Raw genomic sequence first — 19,822 nt, 5'->3', positions numbered from 1 at the left:
GTCCCCTTAGGGAAATGAAGAGATTATGCTTGCTTAAACGAAGGGGGACAGACATGCATGAAGTTACACAAAAAATTAATGATCGTATATTTGCTGACCATTCTACTTCCGATTGTAGGGTTAACGAATTACTTCCTTAATCAAATGTCAGACCTCATTATCCGGTACGTATCTGATTCTTATCAAAAGATATTAGTCCAATCCAACAACGGTATTTACTACAATATCCGATTCTATGAAAGCATTCTTGACAATTTAACGGTGTCGGAGTCCGTTCAAAACGTACTTTCGGAACCTGAAGTGTACAGGGAAAAAGGCGTTATTATCATGAACCGGGAAATCTCTCGTGCGGTCCGGTTTATCCAAGCCTATCAGGCGACCGATGTCGAGAGCATCGAATTTTTCTCCACATCACCGGATGTCATGTCCGATGGTGTATATCTTTTTCCAGAGGATAGGCTTCGAAGGGTTCTCGGCTTGAAGGAGATACCGGACTCGAAGTTTTGGATACTTGAACATTATGACGGTAAATATTATTACGCGTTGGTGCGGCCGATTTACAGCATCGGGGAGTTCAAGAAAATTGGTTATATAAAGCTAACGATCCAGATCCCATCCGTGACGTATGTGCAGGAAACGTTGGGCAACAAAGCTGACGCAAGTGGAAGCTTAATCATTGCAGACAGTAAGGGAACCATCATGTTTAACCCTGACACCGATCAACTTGGCAAACCGCTTCCACAGGAAATTGTCGAACGGACCAGTGAGGATCGAAGCTCCGAATCCGAGCTGAACCTACATATTCAGGGAACCGACTATGTCATGTGGTACCGCAAGCTCCAGAATGTTGACTGGACGATGTACCTTCTTGTGCCCAAAGCGTCCATTCAATCCAAAGTGAATGAAATTCGGCAAACCATATTGACAGTTAGTATCATTTGTATGATTATTTTCTCTTTTCTGACCTTGCTTATAACTCGTCAACTGACCCGCGGGATCCGACGTCTCCACGCCAAAGTATCCCGGGTAGGCAGGGGGGTGCTCTCTACGAGCCGCAGAGTCCGTGTTAAAGGCGATGAGATCGATGAATTAGATCGTAATTTTGATAACATGCTCGATAATTTACGAGATCTCATTCACCAAAACTATGTGGAAAAACTGGAAAGAAGGGAAATGGAGCTCAATTTTTTACAAGCACAGATTAATCCTCATTTCCTGTACAATACATTGGATGCAATCAAGAACGAGATTGACATGGACGAGAAGCAGACCGCCATTGGCATGGTCGTCGCACTAGCGGACCTTTTTCGAATATCGGTATCCAAGGGAAGTAACACCATCCGTTTCGAACAAGAAATTGATCACGCCAAATGTTATTTGAAGATTCTAGAAATCCGTTTCGGTGCTCGGCATACGATTGAATGGCAAATAGATCCGCAGATACCAAGTCTCTATACCTTGAAAATTATTCTTCAGCCTCTCCTAGAAAATGCGATCCAGCATGGGCTGAAGGGAATGGCGGGAGGCTCTGTAACCGTAATAGGTGAGCTCTCAGAACAGGCTGTTGTCGTGACCGTTCGTGATAATGGCGTGGGGATGTCGAAGTCTCAAGTAGAGACTTTGCTAAGTGATCATTCGCCCAGCAAGGGCATCGGGTTATACAACGTGAACAGTCGAATTCGGATGTATTTCGGCAGTGAGTATGGCATGTCAATGAAGTCCGAACCCGGGAAAGGAACGGAAGTTGTATTAACGCTGCCAGTGCTTGAGGGGGTTGAACATGTATAAGCTGCTTATTGTGGAAGACGAATTATCAACTCGCAAGTGGTTCACTAAGGTTATTAATTGGGAGCAAAATGGTTTTGAAGTCATTGCGATTGTGGAGGATGGGCAGCAAGCATGGGAAATCCTGAAGGAACGTCCTGAAGTGGACGTGGTGATGACCGATATCCGGATGCCCTACATGGATGGTTTGGAACTAACGGAGCGTATCCGATCACTGCCGGGTGAACCTGTGGAAATTGTCATTCTTAGCGGTTTCGGGGAATTCGATTATGCACAGCAGGCCATTAAGCTTGGCGTGCGCGATTACTTGCTGAAGCCTGTGACCAAAGAGCAATTAACAGAAGTATTCGAAACAATCGCGCGTAGACTGGATGAGCGTCATTTGCAGTTGACGAAAATCCTATATGCCAATCAAATGCAGAAGGAGAAGGCATTGCTTGAAAAAGCGCAAATCTATGAACGCTGGCTGACGCGTAAAGACATCCTGATCTCTCCAGAGCGGTGGTTCAATCAATTTGATGCTCAATTAGACATACTGAATGGCTCATTTCTTATGCTTGTCGCGGAATTCGATGATTACGCCAAGTTCACCGATAATTACAACGATGAAGATCAGAAACTATGCCGCTTTATCGTTCATAATATTTTGGAGGAAATCTCTCACAGTTACGGAGCGGTTGATTCTGTGTTGATGCCGCCGAACCGTTACGTGTTCCTCCTTGAAGCCGGCTTAGAAAGAGCGGTCGATAACAAAGGACTTCTAGTGGGCCATGCTTTCCAAGAGAGCTTAAACAAATATTTGCGGTTATTTAATGTTCAACTTTCAGTAGGATGCAGTCAACGGTTCGAGGGTATTTCCAATGTTCCCGAGGCCTATGATCAAGCTTTCAAGGCACTTAGGCATAAATTTTTCACGGGTAAAGGGTCTGTCAATCCATTTCATCCTTCATCGCAAGGACAAAACGAGGGCTTCTATCCGACTGAGCTTGAAAAGAGGCTCATCATTGCCTTTAAACAAGGCGACGAACAAGGGGGTTATGGACTCTTTAACGAATTTCTGCGGAATTTGTGCAGCAGCGGGGAATCGGAGGATTCCATACGTTTCATTGTGGGTGAGATGCTCGTTAATCTGTTTCGTCAGCTCAGGGAAGTTAAATCTCTTCCTGTGACGAGCGAAGTTATGGAAATGTTTATAGAGGAGATCCGTTGTCAGGAAACGTACGTTGAGCTTACCGAGAAGGCAAAAGAGTTGATTCAGTTTATGCTGCAATCGATCGCCATCGAAGCTCTATACCTGTCACCAGTCTCCAAAGGCATTGAGTACATGAAGATCAAGCTGTCTAGGGATATTTCTCTTCAGGAGGTTGCTGAATATGTGGGCATCAGCGCTTCTTATTTCAGCACCATATTTAAGCAAGAGAAGGGTTATAACTTCGTAGATTTTCTCGTTCGCCTTCGTATGGAGAAGAGCTTGGAACTGCTTGAACGAACGGCCTTAACCGTAGCTCAAGTTGGGGATGAGGTCGGGTATCAGAGTTACCGTTATTTTACAAAGGTATTCAAAGATTACTACGCGATGACGCCAACCCAATTCAGGGAAAGACTCAAGATGACTTGACAATAAAAAAAGTGATAATTCCAAAGAAAGTGATACCTGATCATAAATATTTGGACTTACGAGTAGGTATACATGGATGATATGATAAATATATCAAATGAAACCTATGAATAAGTCCTATAAGGAGGTAAAACGCTTACAATGGAATCACTGACAAATTCTATGACTCAAATTCAGCCCCGAAAACCGATGTCATTCAAGCGTTTGCTATGGAAACGCATCTGGCAGCATAAAGTATTTTACTTATTCATGCTGCCAGGCATCATTTGGTTCTTCATTTTTTCTTACGTTCCCCTATACGGAATTCAAGTGGCGTTTCGTAATTTTACATTCACCGGCGGCTTCTCAGGAAGTCCTTGGGCCGGCTTGAAATACTTTCGCCAATTCTTCGATTATTATCAATCAACAGAGCTCATACGTAACACCATTGTGATCAGTTTGTCAAAGCTTCTCATTGGTTTCCCTATGCCGATTATTCTCGCGATTCTTTTGAATGAAGTTCGCAGAGTGAAATTCAAGAAAGTTGTTCAAACCCTTTCCTACTTACCTTACTTCGTATCTTGGGTCGTAGTCGTGACGCTGATGCAGCGCCTCCTAACTCCATATGGAGGACCTATGAATGACCTGATTGCCTTACTTGGCATGGAGCGCATTCAATTCCTTTACAACACCACATGGTTTTATCCCATGATATTGGGGTCTGATGTTTGGAAAAATATTGGCTGGAACTCCATCATCTACATGGCGGCAATAGCCGGGATTGATCAGCAATTGTACGAAGCGGCGAAGATTGACGGCGCGAATCGGTTTCGGCAAATGTGGCATGTCACGCTCCCCGGCATTCGCAACATTGCTGTGATCCTCTTTATTCTCTCCGTCGGCGGCTTGATGAGCGCCGGGTACGAACAGCTGCTTCTTTTGAATGGGCCTGCAACAGCTCGAATAGGGAGTGTCCTCGACGTGCATGTCATCACTTCCGGTATTAGTGGAGGCCGACTAAGCTATGCGGCTGCTGTTGGTTTGTTCCAAAGCATTATAGGCCTGGTGATGATTCTAGTTGTCAACCGAATCGCCAAGAAATACAGCGATGTGTCCCTTTTTTAAAGCAAACGCTTACGAAGAAAGTTTACTCACGAAGACGCTAAGGAAGTGATGAGATGAAGCGCAATTTTTCCTTGTTCAGCACACTAAATTATATCATCTTGGCGCTGATCGGTTTCTCGATGATCTACCCGTTCATTTACATTCTCGTATACTCACTTAACGATGGAAAGGACTCCATGCAGGGTGCGCTATATTTCTGGCCTCGGCAGTTTACATTAGATAACTACGTGCAGGTGTTCGACAATCCTCGTATCTGGCAAGCTTACAAAATTACACTGCTTCGCACGATTCTCGGCACATTTCTACACGTGCTTTTGTGTACCCTTATGGCTTACGCATTGGCAAAGAAAACATTGCCGGGAAGAACATTTTTCACATTCTATATCTTTTTGCCTACGATTTTCAGCGCGGGTTTCATTCCTTACTTCATCACACTGCAAAAGCTTCATTTGATCAACTCTTTCTGGGTGTTTATCATTCCGATGCTATTCAACTTCATGCATATCGTCATCATCCGGACGTTCCTGCAGGGAATACCGGAAGAGCTGGACGAATCGGCACGGATTGACGGCTATGGCGATTTCACGATTTTCTTGAAAATAATCCTGCCCTTATCAGGTCCAGTGTTAGCGACGATTAGTTTGTTCATCGGTGTCTCGCATTGGAACGATTGGTTCTCTGGGGCTTACTACGTATCCAACAAAAATCTTGTGCCTGTTCAAACACTGCTGCAGCAAATGCTGACAGAAGCGGAAGCGCTCTCGAATTCGATGCAGCGGGCAGCTCAGCAAGGAGGCCAAACGATTAGCGTGAATCCAGCCGGTTCAACGCCCGAATCGTTACGGATGGCGCTCCTGGTTATCACCGTCTTCCCGATTTTGTGTATCTACCCATTCCTGCAGAAGTATTTTGTCAAGGGTGTCTTGCTAGGATCCGTTAAGGGTTAGCTGTCCTCGATTTTGGGGGGCTTATCATATAAAAATGAAGGAGGGTTCTTATGAAAAAGAAATGGTCTAGAAGTACTTCCGTCGTATTAGCATTAACGCTTGCAGGTGGTTTAATTGGTTGTACCCAGAAGGAAGAAACGTCTGCAAGCCCAAGTGGAAATTCAAGCACAAGTCCAAGTGCAACCGCGAAAACGGACACTAAAAAAGAAGTCACACTTAAAATTTTGAACAACTGGAATGGTTCTAACGGTTCTGAAAGCGACATGAACGCCGTTGCCAAAGTGATCAAGGAGAAAACCGGGGTAACGGTTCAAATGGAATATACCAAAGGAAGCGAAGTGGAGAAAGTCAACACGATCTTCGCAACGCAAGACCTGCCAGATATATATACGGGACCGGCGTGGGGCGGTGAGTTGGATGGCATCGTCAAGGCTGCAAAAGAGGGCCAACTGGTTGATCTCTCAGGCAAGCTGGCCAATTATCCTAACTTAGCCAAAGAAATTGCCAAGGAAAATGTACCGCCTGCTCTCTATGAAAAAGCTATTGATGCCTACGGAGGCAAAAAATATTTGCTATATCAAAATCACCCCGCAACGGATAAGGATGCCATGGACTGGTTGTACGGCTTCTATGTACGCAAGGACATTGCTGAGAAAATAGGTGTCGATCCGCAGTCCGTCAAAACAAAGGATGATTTTTACAATTTCTTGAAGAAGATCAAAGATGCAGGGCTCAAAGAAAGCGGTCAACCTGTCATTCCGCTCGGCGGCTTTCATAACGGTTGGGCTGTTAATATCGGAGATAAGATGTTCATGGGGTCTGGCTTCCTGGATAAAGGGGACGGCGCTCTAGAGAATAATTTCTTTACGAAAGAATATGAAGACTACACGTTATATTATCGAAAGCTGATTTCCCAAGGGCTGCTCGATTCCGAAGCGTTTACGCAGACGGATCCTATCGCTAATGAGAAAGTGAAGCAAGGCCGCGTAGCCGTCCTCGCAGCTCACTATCCTGCTATTCTTGATGCCTCTAAGGACTACGTCCAGTCGCACCCGGGCAGCGATTATGTACCTGTAGGTCCACTTGAAAGAGCTGGCGCCGAGGCCAATCGTCCGGCCGATCTTGGCGTCCAAGGCAACAATGTGACCGTCATTACCAAGCAAGCAAAGGATGTGGATGCGGCACTGCGCTTGTTGGATTTCTTAGCTTCTGATGAAGGTTTCATGCTTACTCGTTACGGCGTTCAAGGTGTTCATTGGGATATGCAGAACGGTAAACCGACAGCGAAAAAGGAATGGTTTGATAAGTTTGTGAATGACAAAACCGGGAAGTTGAAAAAGAACGAAGGGATCGGCGTCGGCTATGAAAATATGACGGGTCTGGACCGTACGAATTCCAAAGGTAATGGGGACATCTGGGCCGATCAGAATCGCATGGCAGCTCTTGAGAAAGCACGTAAAATTTTACGCCCGAACGGCATTAAAGTCATCACCGCCTATAATCCTTGGGACGTCATTGCGAAGGCCCCTCAATGGGAATCGCTTAAGCCATCCATGGATAAAACCGGTGACGTTTGGAAGGAAGCGATATTTGCCAAATCCGATGAGGCGGCACTCAAAATCATCAATGATTTACGTGGGCAGCTGGTAAAAACAGGCTATCGCGAAGCGATGAAATTCACGAATGATAATCTAAAAGGCAAAGAAGTAGTAAAACTTCAAATGCCAAACTAAAACTTAACAAGAGGCCGCTCTGGTGGCGAACGACGGGAGAGGTAATATGACTCTCCCGTTCTTGTTCGGCCGAGTGGGAACTCCTAGAGGAGGGATTACCTTTGTCGAGACCGGTATCGGATAGGAAGGAATGGACTGGTTTTCAAGAATCGCGTCCGTATGGGGCTAAATACGATTTGCGCAGCGATTTTGTCATGGTGTATGGCATCTCGGACGACTTGGAGGAACGAATCGCTGGGTGGAAAGAAAGGGGCTATATCATCCACCTGATGACAGGAGTTTCATGGGGAGAATACCAAGACTATTTGTACGGAGAGTATGATGGCCGTGATCATTGGGACGAAGCTCAGACCAATCGCGCTGGAGACCACCTGCTGCACGGCAAAGACGTGCCTTACATGGTCCCGACGATTTCCTTTAGCGAGTACCTGGCTGCCGGCATTAAGCGAGCGATCGACAGTGGGGCCGTAGCCATTCATCTGGAGGAGCCGGAGTTTTGGGTAGCCGGCGGGTATTCCGAAGCTTTCAAACGGGAGTGGCGCATATTTTATCAGGAGCCGTGGATACCGCCTCATGAGTCGCCAGATGCTCAGTACCGGGCGTCCAAGTTGAAAGCGTATCTGTACTATCGTACGCTAGATCGCTTATGTGCGCAGATGAAGGAATATGCGGAAGTCCATTATGGGCGTGCGATCCGTTTTTATGTGCCGACACATAGTCTGATCAATTACACACAGTGGCGGATTGTGAGTCCGGAAGCGCTGCTCGTCAACATGCCAGCCTGCGACGGGTTTATTGCCCAAGTATGGACGGGGACATCGCGTACCCGTAATGTATACAAAGGCATTCGCGAGGAACGAACGTTCGAAACGGCATTCCTTGAGTACGGTGTCATGCAAGAGCTTGTTCGCGGCACAGGGCGTGATATGTGGTTTCTACATGATCCAATTGAGGACAATCCGAATTATACGTGGTCGGACTACAAGGTCAATTATGAAGATACAGTTGTGGCTTCTCTGCTTCATCCTTACGTAAACAATTACGAGATATGCCCATGGCCGCGAAGAGTGTTCGAGGTTGCCTATCCGAAGGAAGACGGCAAGGGGAAAGAAATGATCCCCCCCGATTACGCGACCGAGCTGTTGACTGTTATGCACGTACTTCGTGATATGCACCGCCATGAGGAGATCACGTCCGATGAACAAACGGATGGAATCGGTCTCCTCCTTGCCAACTCAGCGATGTTCCAACGGGGTGACATTGAGCTGCAGGCAGATGAGGGTGACTTTCGTTACGATGGCACCATCAGTTCATTAATTCTTCCTTCCGAGCATCACGAAGAGATGCTGAATTGGTCGGCATTCTATGGGCTAGCGCTGCCGCTTGTTAAGCATGGCATACCGCTTCGCCCGGTTCAGCTGGACAATTTGCTTCATTTCCCAGGGTATTTGGACGATTACCGAGTGCTGCTGCTCAGTTATGAATTTATGAAACCGGAGCACGCCGGTCTTCATCAAGTACTGTCGCAGTGGATACGAGAAGGAGGCTGCTTGATCTATGTTGGAGACGGCAGTGACCCGTACCACAGTGTCAAGGAATGGTGGAACCAAGGCGCTAAAGCATACGAACGACCAGATGATCACTTATTCGAAGCCATTGGGATGGGGCGCCGTCCTGAGGATGGGGAGTACCGGGTAGGTCAAGGCGGTGTTATCGTCCACCGCGTTCATCCAGCTCGACTGGCTGAAACCGAAGACGGCGCGAATTGGGTACGCGAAAGTGTAAAGCGTGCACTAGTCATGCGCGGAGATGAGGAGCCTTTGCGCGAAAAACATTACCTTCAAATCCGTCGAGGTCCCTATGTCGCAACACGTGTCATGACAGAGTCACTTACGGATGAGGTGGTCACCGTTCATGGCAGCTACATCGACCTTTTCGATGCCAGACTTGCTATTGTGAGCAATCCGGTTGTCGAACCAGGCAAGGGCAGTCTACTCTATGACCTTGAGGCAGCTCCTGATCTGACTTCAGCCGTCATCATCAGTTCATCTCGAATCCGTGACGAGGAACCCGCCATCAATAGGAAGTTTCAATTCGTCTCCGAGGCGCCTGAAGGAGTCACCGTTAGTACAAGACTCCGACTGACAGAGGAACCTCGTCTTGTTACAGCGGATGGTCTTGAAGTTGTAGATCGAAGCTGGGAACATGGATCTCAAACGCTTCTAATCCGCTATCCTGGCGTGCCGGAGGGGACACTCGTTACAGTCATTTTCCAAATGGGATAAATTGGTTGAGGATGGAAAAGCTACTCTCAGGAAGGAGAGAGCAGGATGGACAACGAGAACAAGAATCATTTGAATACGCAGCATCTAGATGAAGCCAACATGCAGGAGGATATCAGCAATCCGGATTTTGATTTGATGCGCGATTATGCCAATCAGCTTAACGGAGAGATGGAAGTTGAAAAGCAAGACAATTGATACCTAGCAGCTAGGTATTTCGGCAGCTTTTTATGTAAGAGAAGGCATTTCGCTCTAATAGCTAATAGCGAGGTGCCTTTTTTGCTTAGAAGAAAAGAGATATTGTTCAAAGCACAGCGCATGACATCCTCTAATATTTATTCTTTTGAAAACATAACTATGGACATGGCTCCTTGAAGAAACCGATCTTATGTTGAAGTTATGAACACGATAACAAATGACGGAGGTTTCTACATGAGTGTCCGAATTCTGAATAAACAAGATTACTATCGAATGGTGTATGGGGATGGCTTGGGAAAAATTTTAGAGAAACACCTTTTATCAATTATTGCAGGCTTGGTCAAATAGAGCTCTTGTGGTCGTTTAATGACCGCAAGGGTTCTTTGCTTTTGTCGAATTTGCAAGGCAACAAAGCCTTGCAAGCATGACTTACGAGGCTCTCTGTACATCCTTAATATCTTCTGAAATCCAATAAATAACTCCCAGGGCTATTCGCATTTCAGCTAATTTTTTCTTGACACTTTTTTTAGAATGAGGATATAATAAAAACAAAAACATGTAACCGGTTACACATTTCTTGTTATAGCAACAGTTCCGGTACGAATTTTTCCGTAATGATTGATAATAATAGAGATATAGAATATATCGGATATGTGTAACCGTTTACCTACATGCCATAAATTGGTTTGTGAATTCGGTTGCTCGCATCATTAGGAGTGGGTAGTAACAAGTGGCAACGATTAGAGATGTCGCGAAATTGGCTGGGGTTTCGGTGGCGACGATTTCCCGTTATATCAACAAAAACGGATATGTTAACGAAGATACCAAGCTAAGAGTGGAGCAAGCGATTAAGACGCTGCAGTATGAGCCTAACGCGATAGCGAGAGGGCTAGCGGGAAGGAAAACAGGGACGATCGCTCTTATCTTTCCCGATATTACGAATCCATTCTTTGCTGAACTGGCCAGAGCTGTTGAAGATGAAGCAAGGATGTACGGGTACACGGTTATCTTGTGTAACTCGGACAATAAGGCAGAAAAGGAGCAAACGTACATTAAGGTGCTGAAGCAGCGTTATGTAGATGGCATTTTGTTCGCCTCTTACAACCTTCGCTCCGATGATGTCGAAGCGCTAAAAAGTGAAAAAATTCCGCTTGTCATGCTTGACAGAGCGCCGCGAGATGCTTCTTGCTCACTCGTGAGCTCGAAGCATTTTGAGGGAGCCCAGATGGCTGTGCAGCATCTGATGGATGTGGGGTGCAAGAAGATCGCCCACATATATGGCCCGCAAGAGACGGTGACGGGAAGAGAGCGTTTCATGGGATACGAACAATCCGTGAAGCATCTTCCTTGGTACTCACCAAGTCTAGTAGAGCCCGGCTACTTCCGTGTTGATGGCGGGATGGCTGCTGTAGAGAATTTGATGCAGCGTCATCCGGATATCGACGGTATTTTCGCCGGCAACGACACGATGGCTGTCGGAGCGCTAAAAAAGCTTCAGCGTACGGGGCTGCGCGTGCCGGATCAAGTAGCGTTGGTCGGATTTGACGGCATCGATTTAACACTCATCGTCGAACCGGAAATTACAACGATTGCCCAACCTATTTACGATATAGGCATGCTATCAACGAGATTACTGATCAAAAAGATTGAAGGCGATATCCAAGATGAGCAGACACATCTATTCGATGTGACTCTCATACCAAGAGGTTCGACAGAAAGGAAAAGAAATGATGAATAAACCCCGTATTGTGGTCATCGGGAGCTTGAATATGGACATTGTAGTGGAAACGTCTCGATTTCCGCGTGTTGGGGAAACACTGACAGGCGAGCATGTCCACTTTATACCAGGCGGTAAAGGCGCGAATCAGGCCGTAGCTGCTGCGAGGTTAGGCGGTCAGACGACGATGATCGGCTCCGTAGGAGACGATATGTTCGGACAATCGCTCATTAAATCGCTTCAGCAGGATGCGATTTCCACAGATCACGTCATTCGGATCGCGGGAACCCCGACAGGTATCGCCTCCATCATGCTGGCCGAATCAGACAACCAGATTGTAGTCGTTCCGGGGGCAAATGCAAGTTGTTTGCCAGAACATATTCTAGCAGTGGAGCAAGTCATCGCGGAGCATGATATCGTGCTCGTGCAATTGGAAATTCCGCTTGAAACGGCTTTAGCCGTTTGCCAGTTAGCGAAGAAGTTAGGCAAGACAGTTATTCTGAATCCAGCACCTGCACGCAAGCTGCCGGAGGATATGCTGAACTGCGTGGACTATATAACGCCGAACCGCATAGAACTGTCGACGATTACGGGTATCGATGCTTCTGGCGATCAACTTCAGACAGCTATGGAAGCGCTGCTTGAAATGGGACCGAGCTGTGTCATAACAACGCTCGGCGAGGAAGGCTCTGCCTTTCTTCGTAAAGGAGAAACACTTGTGAAAGTTCCAGCTTACCGTGTTCCTGTTGTTGATACGACTGGAGCTGGTGACGCCTATAACGGAGGACTAGCTTATGCGCTGGCCGCGGGCAATGCGTTGAAAGAGGCTGTAGCTTTCGCCAGTAAGGTGTCTGCGATGTCTGTAACAAAGCTCGGCGCACAAGCTGGCATGCCCACCCAAGAAGATTTAAAAACACTTAACTAATCAATAAGATAATTAGGTTGTACAATAGGTGATCTGCGAAGCAAGCCTGCACACGAGCCTAACATGGATGTTTGTTTGGAAGTAGACGCTGAGCGCTTCTTGGAACACTTTCTCAGTATAGTAGTTTAAATGGAAGTGACTCGATTTCGTCATAAGATTTATATATAATGGCATAATAACGAAACGTGGCGGACTGGGCACACAGTCCGCTTTTTTCTTTTCACAGGGGAGGCATCATGAAATACATTTTATTTGTTTTAGCTGGGGCATGCAGCTTCGGTTTATTATCTACTTTTGTTAAGAAAGCTTATGAGTCTGGCTTCAATGTCGGCGATGTCGTCGGCAGCCAAAACCTATTCGGTGTGATTATGCTATGGAGCTTGGTATTCGTGACCGCGAAGTCCGCTAAACAGCCCAAAGCCTCGAGTGCATTTAAAGTAACAAGGCGTCAAGCACTCTCGCTTATGGCCGTAGGAACGACGACCGGCTTAACGGGAATGCTCTATTATGCGGCTCTGCAGTATATTTCGGCTTCGTTCGCGATTATCTTGTTGTTTCAATTTACGTGGATGGGCATCTTGCTGGAGGCAATCGTTGAACGCAAACGTCCTGGTAAAGATAAGATTTTATCGCTTGTTGTCTTGTTTGTTGGGATCATTATGGCAAGCGGCTATTTGGGCGGGGGTCAGGAAGCTGTTTCCTGGATTGGTGTTACACTTGGCTTGTTGGCTGCTGTTACCTATGCGCTCTTCATCTGGTTTAGCGGTAAAACAGCCAAACAAGTCGCTCCGATCACACGAAGCGCGATTATGCTGTCAGGTTCATTTATTCTCGTCATGTTGGTGTTTCCACCGCATTTTCTTATCAATGGATCTTTGCACGAGGCGCTGTTACCTTGGGCGCTGCTGTTAGCTCTCTTCGGTGTCGTTATTCCGCCGTTGTTCTATGCCATTGGCGTACCGCGTATTGGAGGCGGACTAGCGACAATCTTGAGCGCAGCTGAACTGCCGACTGCCGTCGTAATGTCATACGTCGTGCTGAATGAGTCCGTTAACTGGCTGCAGTGGCTTGGCGTGGGAATCACGATGTTCGGCATAGCCCTTCCTGAGCTCATGAAGCGTAAGAAGAGTCCAGCCGTTATTGTCGGCGCGAATGTAAGTGCGTAATCACATTGGTCTTTTCTCAAAAGGTGAACATGAAATCGTAAAGATTTCGTGTTCGCCTTTTTTCACGCAAGATCGAAGAGGTAGGTGTTTACTTCCCATCAAAATAGGCTTTTCCGGTTGATTTTATTCCAGCAACCGATTACAATGCTCATGAATCTGTTGATGAGGTGTTCGCTATGCGTAGATGGTTTGAGGATAGTTGGAAGCGCTTATTTCAGCGTAAAACGATTTTTCGCAATATGGTTACCTTGTCTTTATTCGCAGCTGTCATTCCGGTAGTAGCCGTTGGATTCGGAAGCTATTTGTTTTCTGCTTCGATCGTGCAAAAAGAAGTTAACCAATCGAATGTCCGTATCTTGAATAACGTGTCCTCCAGTATCGATTCGACTTTGGATCGTATACAAAACAATGCCATTCAAATGCTGCTGGGCAGTTTTTTTAGCTCGAATTTGACCGAGCTGAAAAGTACGAACTACACCGGCTTTTATTCCGGCATTGCTCGAGAGTTATCTGCGCTGCAAAATGGCAATAAAGAAGTAAGCGATGTTGCGATTTACGTACCGGACGAAGGTTATTTAATTTCGCCTATCTACGGTGGCCGCAGAATCACTGAAGACAAAGAACGCGAGGCGCTGCTGAAGGAACTTGCCTCCGAAGACCATATCAAATGGGTCACCGGACCCTACCCGTATTTGCCCGGCTATCATCTAAACGGCGTAACACTGATATCTAAGGTGCCGCTTTTAGCCAAAAATCCGACTGGACTTTTGTTTATTCGCATCGATGAGGCACTCTTTCAAAACATTATGAACCGATTCATCAGTTATAGCGGCGAGCTCATGTTCATCTTGAACGCAACGGGTAACCTCGTGACTTCAAGCAGCGGAAATAGCGTTCCAGAAGGCTTATTCGAGCTTATTGCTCAAAAGCAATCTGAGCAGCGGTTTACTTTCACTTTTCAAGGTACGGATTACATGGTGACGCCAATTACTTCCTCTTATAACAAATGGCAGTATATTAACATGGTGCCGGTCAATGAATTGAACGCCAAATCGAAAGGCATTGCCATGATTACGCTGACGATCATCGCAGTTTGTCTTGTATTGGGCATCTTAATCACATTATGGGGCACACGGCGTGTCTATCGGCCGATCGAGAACCTCGTGGCTCATTTGAAAGGCGGACAAGCACTCGACTCGGAAACGGATGAAGTTGGCTTCGTACGCAAACGATGGGGGGAGCTGAGCAGCACGGCCAATCAACTGCAGCAGCAGTTGAGCGATCAATTACCCTTAGTTCGTGAAATTTTTGCGCTGCAGCTTTTGCAGGGACGGTTTCTCCACTATTCTGGGGATCAGTTAGAGGGCATGTTACGCAGATACGACGTACCTGCCGGTCGGGAAAACAGCATCTTCGTCATCTCTTGCGACCTGCCGCAGGATAGTGGCTCGCGCTTCCAGGAAAATGACCGTGATTTGATCGTCTTTGCCTTGAAAAACATTGTCGGTGAACTGCTGCAATCAGAGGACATAGAGGGAATAGCCATTAACCTTCTGAATGACCAGGTTGCTGTATGGCTGTTCCGCGATCCTGAGCAGACAGATGAGGGGCAGACAGAGGTTAAATTGTTTGCGGAACGCCTGCGAATGCAGGTGTCCGATTATCTGCGTCTTCCAGTGACAATCGGTTTGAGTGGACAGAGCGAAAGTATCACGGATCTGCCCGAACTTTATGAAGAGGCGGTTCTGTCCGTCCGCTCTCGCATCATCGTTGGCGGTAATCAGGTGATTACGCATTCGGGCGGTGGCGGCGCATCCGAACTTCATTACCGCTATCCGCTCGAAATCGAAACCCATTTCGAACATTCCCTGCAGCTAGGCGATCAGGAAGAAGCGGAGCGGATGCTGGCCGAATTCGCCAAGTCGATGAGTGATAACGTCCAAAAGCCTGAACTGATACAAATGTCGTATTATCGGCTGTTAACGGCTGCTATTCGTACTGCGTACTTGCTGGGTATCGATTCGGCGCAGTTGTCCGGAGAAGCGGAAGCCGATCCTTACGGACAAATCCGCAAGATCAGTACGATTCGTGAATTGAACGAATGGTTCAAGCTGCAAATGGTCGATCCGATTGTTGCTTATGTGCATGGCAAACAGCACCAGGAGCACGAACAATTAATCCAAAAGGTCGTCCGCTATATCGAGGATAATTACCACTTTGATTTATCGCTTGATCAATGTGCGCAAATTTGCGGTTTGAGTTCCCATTATTTAAGCAAGCTGTTTAAAAAGACGATGGATGTTTCCTTTATCGAATATTTGACGAAGATCAGGATCGAGCAATCCATTGAGCTGCTGCGAACGACAGATTTGTCGGTTTCGGATATTGCCGAAAGAGTTGGCTACCAGACGAAAAACTTTATTCGCGTATTCAAAAAGCACATCGGCGTAACGCCGGGTCAGTACCGGGGAGCCGACAACGATAATTAGCATGCACATATTTTGTTCCGCAGGCTTGTTCTTAAGCAAGAAAAGCGTATAAATCTTCGGAGGAACCCCTTTGCTGCGGGGTTTCTCTTTTTTTGCCTCAGACGTTATAGACTACAAGAATTGGTCATTGTCCGGACAGCTGTGATCAGTGTACGATCTGTTCATGCAAAGCAACGAGATGCTAATGACATGAACGAGAGGTGAGGAAGTTGTCACAAAGTCGATTGGAACCGCTCCAGGCAGCGGCACCAGCTGGAGTGGAAAAGGCAATTCGAGTAAAAGGCTCATGGGTACAAGATTGGACCGTCGCGATAAAACGTGACAAATATCTATATGCCATGGCAGCGCCTGGATTATTATTTTTCCTGCTATTTAAATATTTCCCATTGTGGGGACTTCTGCTAGCCTTTCAAAACTATTCCCCTTATTTAGGCTTTTGGGACAGTGAGTGGGTGGGACTGAAATACTTCAACGAGTTTTTCAACAACCCCGATTTTATGAAATTGTTCCGAAATACGATGGCGATCAGCCTGTTGAACATCTTTTTCTTCTTCCCGATTCCGATCGTAGTGGCGCTGCTGCTGAATGAGGTGCGTAAGCTCGCTTTCAAAAAAATCGTACAAACGGTCATTTACTTGCCGCACTTTCTTTCCTGGGTCATCATTGTTGGGATTTGCTTTCTGATCTTCGGTCAAGGCAGCGGTGTCATCAACCAACTGATCGTAGAGTTCGGTGGACAAAAGATCGAGTTCATGACGGAACCGAACTTATTCTGGGGTATGCTGACAGCACAAAGCATCTGGAAAGAAGCCGGTTGGGGGACCATCATTTTCCTTGCTGCACTTGCTGGCATTAACTCAGAGCTATATGAAGCTGCGCAAATCGACGGTGCAAGTCGTTGGCAGCAAGCGATGAATGTGACGCTTCCCGGTATTAAAAGCACGATCATCGTCCTGCTCATCCTGCGCTTGGGACAAGTGATGGACGTAGGCTTTGAACAAATTTACTTGATGATGAGTGGACCAGTCGCGCATCTGGCCGATGTTTTCGATACCTATGCGTATCGTGTCGGTATCCAGCAAGGTAGGTTCGGTTATGCGACGGTTGCCGGACTTTTCAAATCGGTGGTGGGACTAATCCTTGTTGTGATGTCCAACCGTTTGGCCAAAAAATTCGGAGAGGAGGGACTCTACTGACATGAATAGCAGTTTCGGTGTGAAATTCTTTACGGCGATCAACTACACAGTGTTAACCATTTTTGCGCTTGTGACCTTGCTGCCATTTCTGTATGTCATACTTGTATCCTTTACCGATCCGACAGAGTACATGAGCAAGTCCATCGTATTAATTCCACAAACATGGAGTCTCTCAGCTTACGAGTTTATTTTTTCAACCAATTCGTTCGTGAAAGCGATGGGAGTCAGCGGATTTTTAGCGATCTTCGGTACTCTTTTGAGCCTAATCGTTACGAGTGCACTCGCTTATGTCCTATCGCGTAAAAGGCTGAAGGGAAAGAAATTTTTCTTGGTTGCGATTTTGCTGACCATGCTTTTTAACCCAGGTATGATTCCAAACTATTTACTTGTGGACAGTCTTGGCTTGATGGATACGGTATGGGCGCTCATATTGCCCGCATTGACTAGCGCTTGGTATGTCTTTTTAATGAAAAACTTTTATCAGGAAATTCCGGATGAATTGGAGGAAGCGGCCAAAATCGACGGATGCTCCGATATCGGCGTCTTTATTCGTATTATGCTGCCTGTGTCCGTTTCAGCGCTTGCGGCATTCGGTTTGTTTTATGCTGTAGCCTACTGGAATACGTACTTCAGTGGAGTTCTCTACATTAATACTGACACGCTAAGACCGCTGCAGGTTCTGCTGCAAATGATGCTGGTTTCTGCTTCGCAAATGGCGGACCCGTCTATTGCCGCAATGCTGGAGAGTGAGCAGACGGTGCCTCCGCAGGTGATCAAAATGGCCGCAGTCGTTATTTCATCACTTCCGATCGTCATCGTGTATCCGTTTCTGCAAAAATATTTTGTCAAAGGCATGATGGTTGGCTCTGTGAAAGGATAAAGGTTAGCTCTGAAAGGGGTGATGCTGGCTTAAACGCACAGCAGAAGAGGTAAATATAAAGATATTATTCCTGGGAGGTCCTCACATGAAACCAATGGTAAAAAAAATGGCTGTTGTTATGACAGCGGCTGCACTTACTGCATCCTTGGCGGCTTGCGGCAACGCATCAAATGAAGGTCAAAAGGCAGGCAGCACAGCAAGCAGCAAGCCTGCGAAACCGACAGATATTTCGATTACGACGCTGGCCTTCGCCGCAGCTCCAACGGGCGAACTGGAAGCGGTTAAAAAGCTGAATGAGAAATTAAATGTCAACCTGAAGCTGAGTTGGATTCCATCCGCTCAAATATCGGAAAAATTAAATGCACTGCTCGCGTCCAGAGATTTGCCGGATGTGCTATTCATCGAGGACTTCAATTCAACGCCTGCCTTCTTGAATGCGATCGATCAAGGCGCTTTCTGGGAATTAACAGACTATGTTAAAAATTACCCGAACTTGGCCAAATATCCGGAGAATGTGTACAAGAACGCATCGCTCAAAGGAAAGCTCTACTCGCTGCCTCGCGTCAGACCGTTGGACGGTCATGAATCGCTGCTAATCCGCAAAGATTGGCTAGATAAGCTCGGCTTGCAGCCGCCGAAAACAATGGATGAGCTTTACAACGTGCTTGAAGCATTTGCGAAGAAAGATCCAGATGGCAATGGCACTGCGGACACGTACGGCGCTGTATTTCCTGGATCTCCTGGACCATCTAGTTATTTATTGTCGCTTTTCGGAACAGGAACAAAGTGGAAGGAAGAGAATGGAGGCTTGACTCCATATTGGTGGACGCCGCAAGCGAAAGAAGCGCTAATCAATTGGAACAAAGTTTACAAAACAGGCGGTATCTTGCCTGACTTCCCTGTACTCAAAACAGCACAAATCAAAGACATGCTCGTGCAAGGGAAGGCAGGACTTGCCATCGCTAACGTTGTTGATGCCTACAAATACAATGTTGAGCTGCAAAAAACGAATCCTAAGGCAAATCTGGTTGCTTTTGAGCTTCCAAAAGCAGCGGACGGCAAAGCCTATTACGAGCAAGCGAGCGGTTTTTACGGTCAATTCCTGATCAATAAGAAATCTGTAGACGAGGATAAGCTGAAGAAAATTCTTGAAGTTTACGATTACACAGCTTCTTTAGAAGGTTATAACCTGGCTGTGTACGGTATTCAGGATGTTGATTACAAATATAAAGCCTGACGGCTTTGTCGAACAAACGGAAGAAGGCAAGAAAAAAGGATATTCGGGCGATACGACCGGCCAATGGGTGACGGGTACTTTTGATAAATACCTTAGAGCGAAAGTATCGGGTATCCCGAACGATGTATTTGAGGCAAATAAAAAATTGGTTGACTCGATCAGCTCCATCCCGGATCCGACTTATGGCTTGATGAATTCGACCCCATTTAAAGAAAAGGGCGCGGACTGGAACAAGAAGCTTAACGATATGCTGGTTAACGTAATTATCGGCAAGAATTCCATAGAAGATTGGGATAAATTTGTGAAAACGTACAAAGACGACCCAAGCTTCCAGCAGCACGTAAAAGAAACGAGTGACTTCTTTAAAGAAAAGAACAAGAAATAATTGCAGCATCTCAGACCCGACTATGACCTTTTATTGGCTTCGTCGGGTTTTGTTCTCTACTTTTCATAAAAAAACGATATGGTTCAAATATCGTCGATATACAAATCCCGTTATATGTCTTACATTTTAATTGCTTTTATATTAATTTCTAGCGAGGTGA

15 protein-coding genes are annotated in these 19,822 nt (G+C 46.3%); all 15 read left to right on the top strand.

Translation table 11 applies throughout. The features are described 5' to 3' along the window. The first annotated feature begins 57 nt into the window (after positions 1 to 57). On the top strand, positions 58 to 1,788 hold the full coding sequence (locus QFZ80_RS21260) for a sensor histidine kinase (protein WP_307554409.1): 1,731 nt from the start codon (positions 58 to 60) through the stop codon (positions 1,786 to 1,788). Further along, positions 1,781 to 3,403 (top strand): response regulator, encoded by a 1,623-nt coding sequence (locus tag QFZ80_RS21255; protein ID WP_307554411.1) that lies wholly within the window; start codon positions 1,781 to 1,783, stop codon positions 3,401 to 3,403. The genes QFZ80_RS21260 and QFZ80_RS21255 overlap by 8 nt, the downstream gene beginning before the upstream one ends. A 141-nt stretch (positions 3,404 to 3,544) precedes the next feature. Then, a complete protein-coding gene (locus QFZ80_RS21250; protein ID WP_307554412.1) occupies positions 3,545 to 4,507 on the top strand; it encodes an ABC transporter permease in 963 nt (320 codons plus the stop codon). 53 nt (positions 4,508 to 4,560) lie between these two features. Continuing rightward, complete coding sequence (locus tag QFZ80_RS21245; protein WP_307554414.1) at positions 4,561 to 5,454, top strand: carbohydrate ABC transporter permease; 894 nt, start codon at positions 4,561 to 4,563, stop codon at positions 5,452 to 5,454. Positions 5,455 to 5,504: 50 nt separating this feature from the next. Continuing rightward, on the top strand, positions 5,505 to 7,187 hold the full coding sequence (locus QFZ80_RS21240; RefSeq protein WP_307560874.1) for a type 2 periplasmic-binding domain-containing protein: 1,683 nt from the start codon (positions 5,505 to 5,507) through the stop codon (positions 7,185 to 7,187). 101 nt (positions 7,188 to 7,288) lie between these two features. Continuing rightward, a complete protein-coding gene (locus tag QFZ80_RS21235; RefSeq protein WP_307560872.1) occupies positions 7,289 to 9,472 on the top strand; it encodes a hypothetical protein in 2,184 nt (727 codons plus the stop codon). A gap of 45 nt (positions 9,473 to 9,517) precedes the next feature. Next, on the top strand, positions 9,518 to 9,667 hold the full coding sequence (locus QFZ80_RS21230; RefSeq protein ID WP_307560870.1) for a hypothetical protein: 150 nt from the start codon (positions 9,518 to 9,520) through the stop codon (positions 9,665 to 9,667). A gap of 730 nt (positions 9,668 to 10,397) precedes the next feature. Next, a complete protein-coding gene (locus tag QFZ80_RS21225; RefSeq protein ID WP_307554423.1) occupies positions 10,398 to 11,405 on the top strand; it encodes a LacI family DNA-binding transcriptional regulator in 1,008 nt (335 codons plus the stop codon). Continuing rightward, positions 11,395 to 12,309: a ribokinase gene (gene rbsK / locus QFZ80_RS21220; RefSeq protein WP_307560868.1), complete on the top strand. Its 915-nt coding sequence runs from the start codon at positions 11,395 to 11,397 to the stop codon at positions 12,307 to 12,309. The genes QFZ80_RS21225 and rbsK overlap by 11 nt, the downstream gene beginning before the upstream one ends. 236 nt (positions 12,310 to 12,545) lie before the next feature. Beyond that, positions 12,546 to 13,475, top strand: a complete 930-nt coding sequence (locus QFZ80_RS21215) for an EamA family transporter (RefSeq protein ID WP_307560866.1) — start codon at positions 12,546 to 12,548, stop codon at positions 13,473 to 13,475. 176 nt (positions 13,476 to 13,651) lie between these two features. Continuing rightward, positions 13,652 to 15,964: an AraC family transcriptional regulator gene (locus QFZ80_RS21210; RefSeq protein ID WP_307560864.1), complete on the top strand. Its 2,313-nt coding sequence runs from the start codon at positions 13,652 to 13,654 to the stop codon at positions 15,962 to 15,964. Between the two features lie 209 nt (positions 15,965 to 16,173). Continuing rightward, the gene (locus QFZ80_RS21205; protein ID WP_373460130.1) at positions 16,174 to 17,160 is read left to right on the top strand and encodes an ABC transporter permease; all 987 of its coding nucleotides are present in this window, start codon (positions 16,174 to 16,176) and stop codon (positions 17,158 to 17,160) included. Between the two features lies 1 nt (position 17,161). Beyond that, on the top strand, positions 17,162 to 18,040 hold the full coding sequence (locus QFZ80_RS21200; RefSeq protein ID WP_307560861.1) for a carbohydrate ABC transporter permease: 879 nt from the start codon (positions 17,162 to 17,164) through the stop codon (positions 18,038 to 18,040). Between the two features lie 85 nt (positions 18,041 to 18,125). Then, positions 18,126 to 19,277, top strand: coding sequence for an extracellular solute-binding protein (locus tag QFZ80_RS21195; protein WP_307560859.1), 1,152 nt, complete (start codon positions 18,126 to 18,128; stop codon positions 19,275 to 19,277). Then, the gene (locus QFZ80_RS21190) at positions 19,252 to 19,662 is read left to right on the top strand and encodes a hypothetical protein (protein WP_307560857.1); all 411 of its coding nucleotides are present in this window, start codon (positions 19,252 to 19,254) and stop codon (positions 19,660 to 19,662) included. Before QFZ80_RS21195 ends, QFZ80_RS21190 begins: the two co-directional genes overlap by 26 nt. The last annotated feature ends 160 nt before the right edge of the window (positions 19,663 to 19,822 follow it).

Origin of the sequence: Paenibacillus sp. V4I7 (genome assembly GCF_030817275.1) — a bacterium.
In the GTDB taxonomy this organism is placed as follows: Bacteria; Bacillota; Bacilli; order Paenibacillales; family NBRC-103111; genus Paenibacillus_E.
The sequence above is the reverse complement of the archived record's forward strand: the minus strand, read 5'-3'. Positions and strand labels throughout refer to the sequence as shown.

Coding starts and splice junctions, on each gene's coding strand:
- QFZ80_RS21245 (WP_307554414.1), top strand. CDS start 4,561: ATGAAGCGCAATTTTTCCTTGTTCAGCACACTAAATTATATCATCTTG.
- QFZ80_RS21215 (WP_307560866.1), top strand. CDS start 12,546: ATGAAATACATTTTATTTGTTTTAGCTGGGGCATGCAGCTTCGGTTTA.
- QFZ80_RS21195 (WP_307560859.1), top strand. CDS start 18,126: ATGAAACCAATGGTAAAAAAAATGGCTGTTGTTATGACAGCGGCTGCA.
- QFZ80_RS21250 (WP_307554412.1), top strand. CDS start 3,545: ATGGAATCACTGACAAATTCTATGACTCAAATTCAGCCCCGAAAACCG.
- QFZ80_RS21210 (WP_307560864.1), top strand. CDS start 13,652: ATGCGTAGATGGTTTGAGGATAGTTGGAAGCGCTTATTTCAGCGTAAA.
- rbsK (WP_307560868.1), top strand. CDS start 11,395: ATGATGAATAAACCCCGTATTGTGGTCATCGGGAGCTTGAATATGGAC.
- QFZ80_RS21190 (WP_307560857.1), top strand. CDS start 19,252: ATGTTGATTACAAATATAAAGCCTGACGGCTTTGTCGAACAAACGGAA.
- QFZ80_RS21240 (WP_307560874.1), top strand. CDS start 5,505: ATGAAAAAGAAATGGTCTAGAAGTACTTCCGTCGTATTAGCATTAACG.
- QFZ80_RS21255 (WP_307554411.1), top strand. CDS start 1,781: ATGTATAAGCTGCTTATTGTGGAAGACGAATTATCAACTCGCAAGTGG.
- QFZ80_RS21260 (WP_307554409.1), top strand. CDS start 58: ATGAAGTTACACAAAAAATTAATGATCGTATATTTGCTGACCATTCTA.
- QFZ80_RS21230 (WP_307560870.1), top strand. CDS start 9,518: ATGGACAACGAGAACAAGAATCATTTGAATACGCAGCATCTAGATGAA.
- QFZ80_RS21200 (WP_307560861.1), top strand. CDS start 17,162: ATGAATAGCAGTTTCGGTGTGAAATTCTTTACGGCGATCAACTACACA.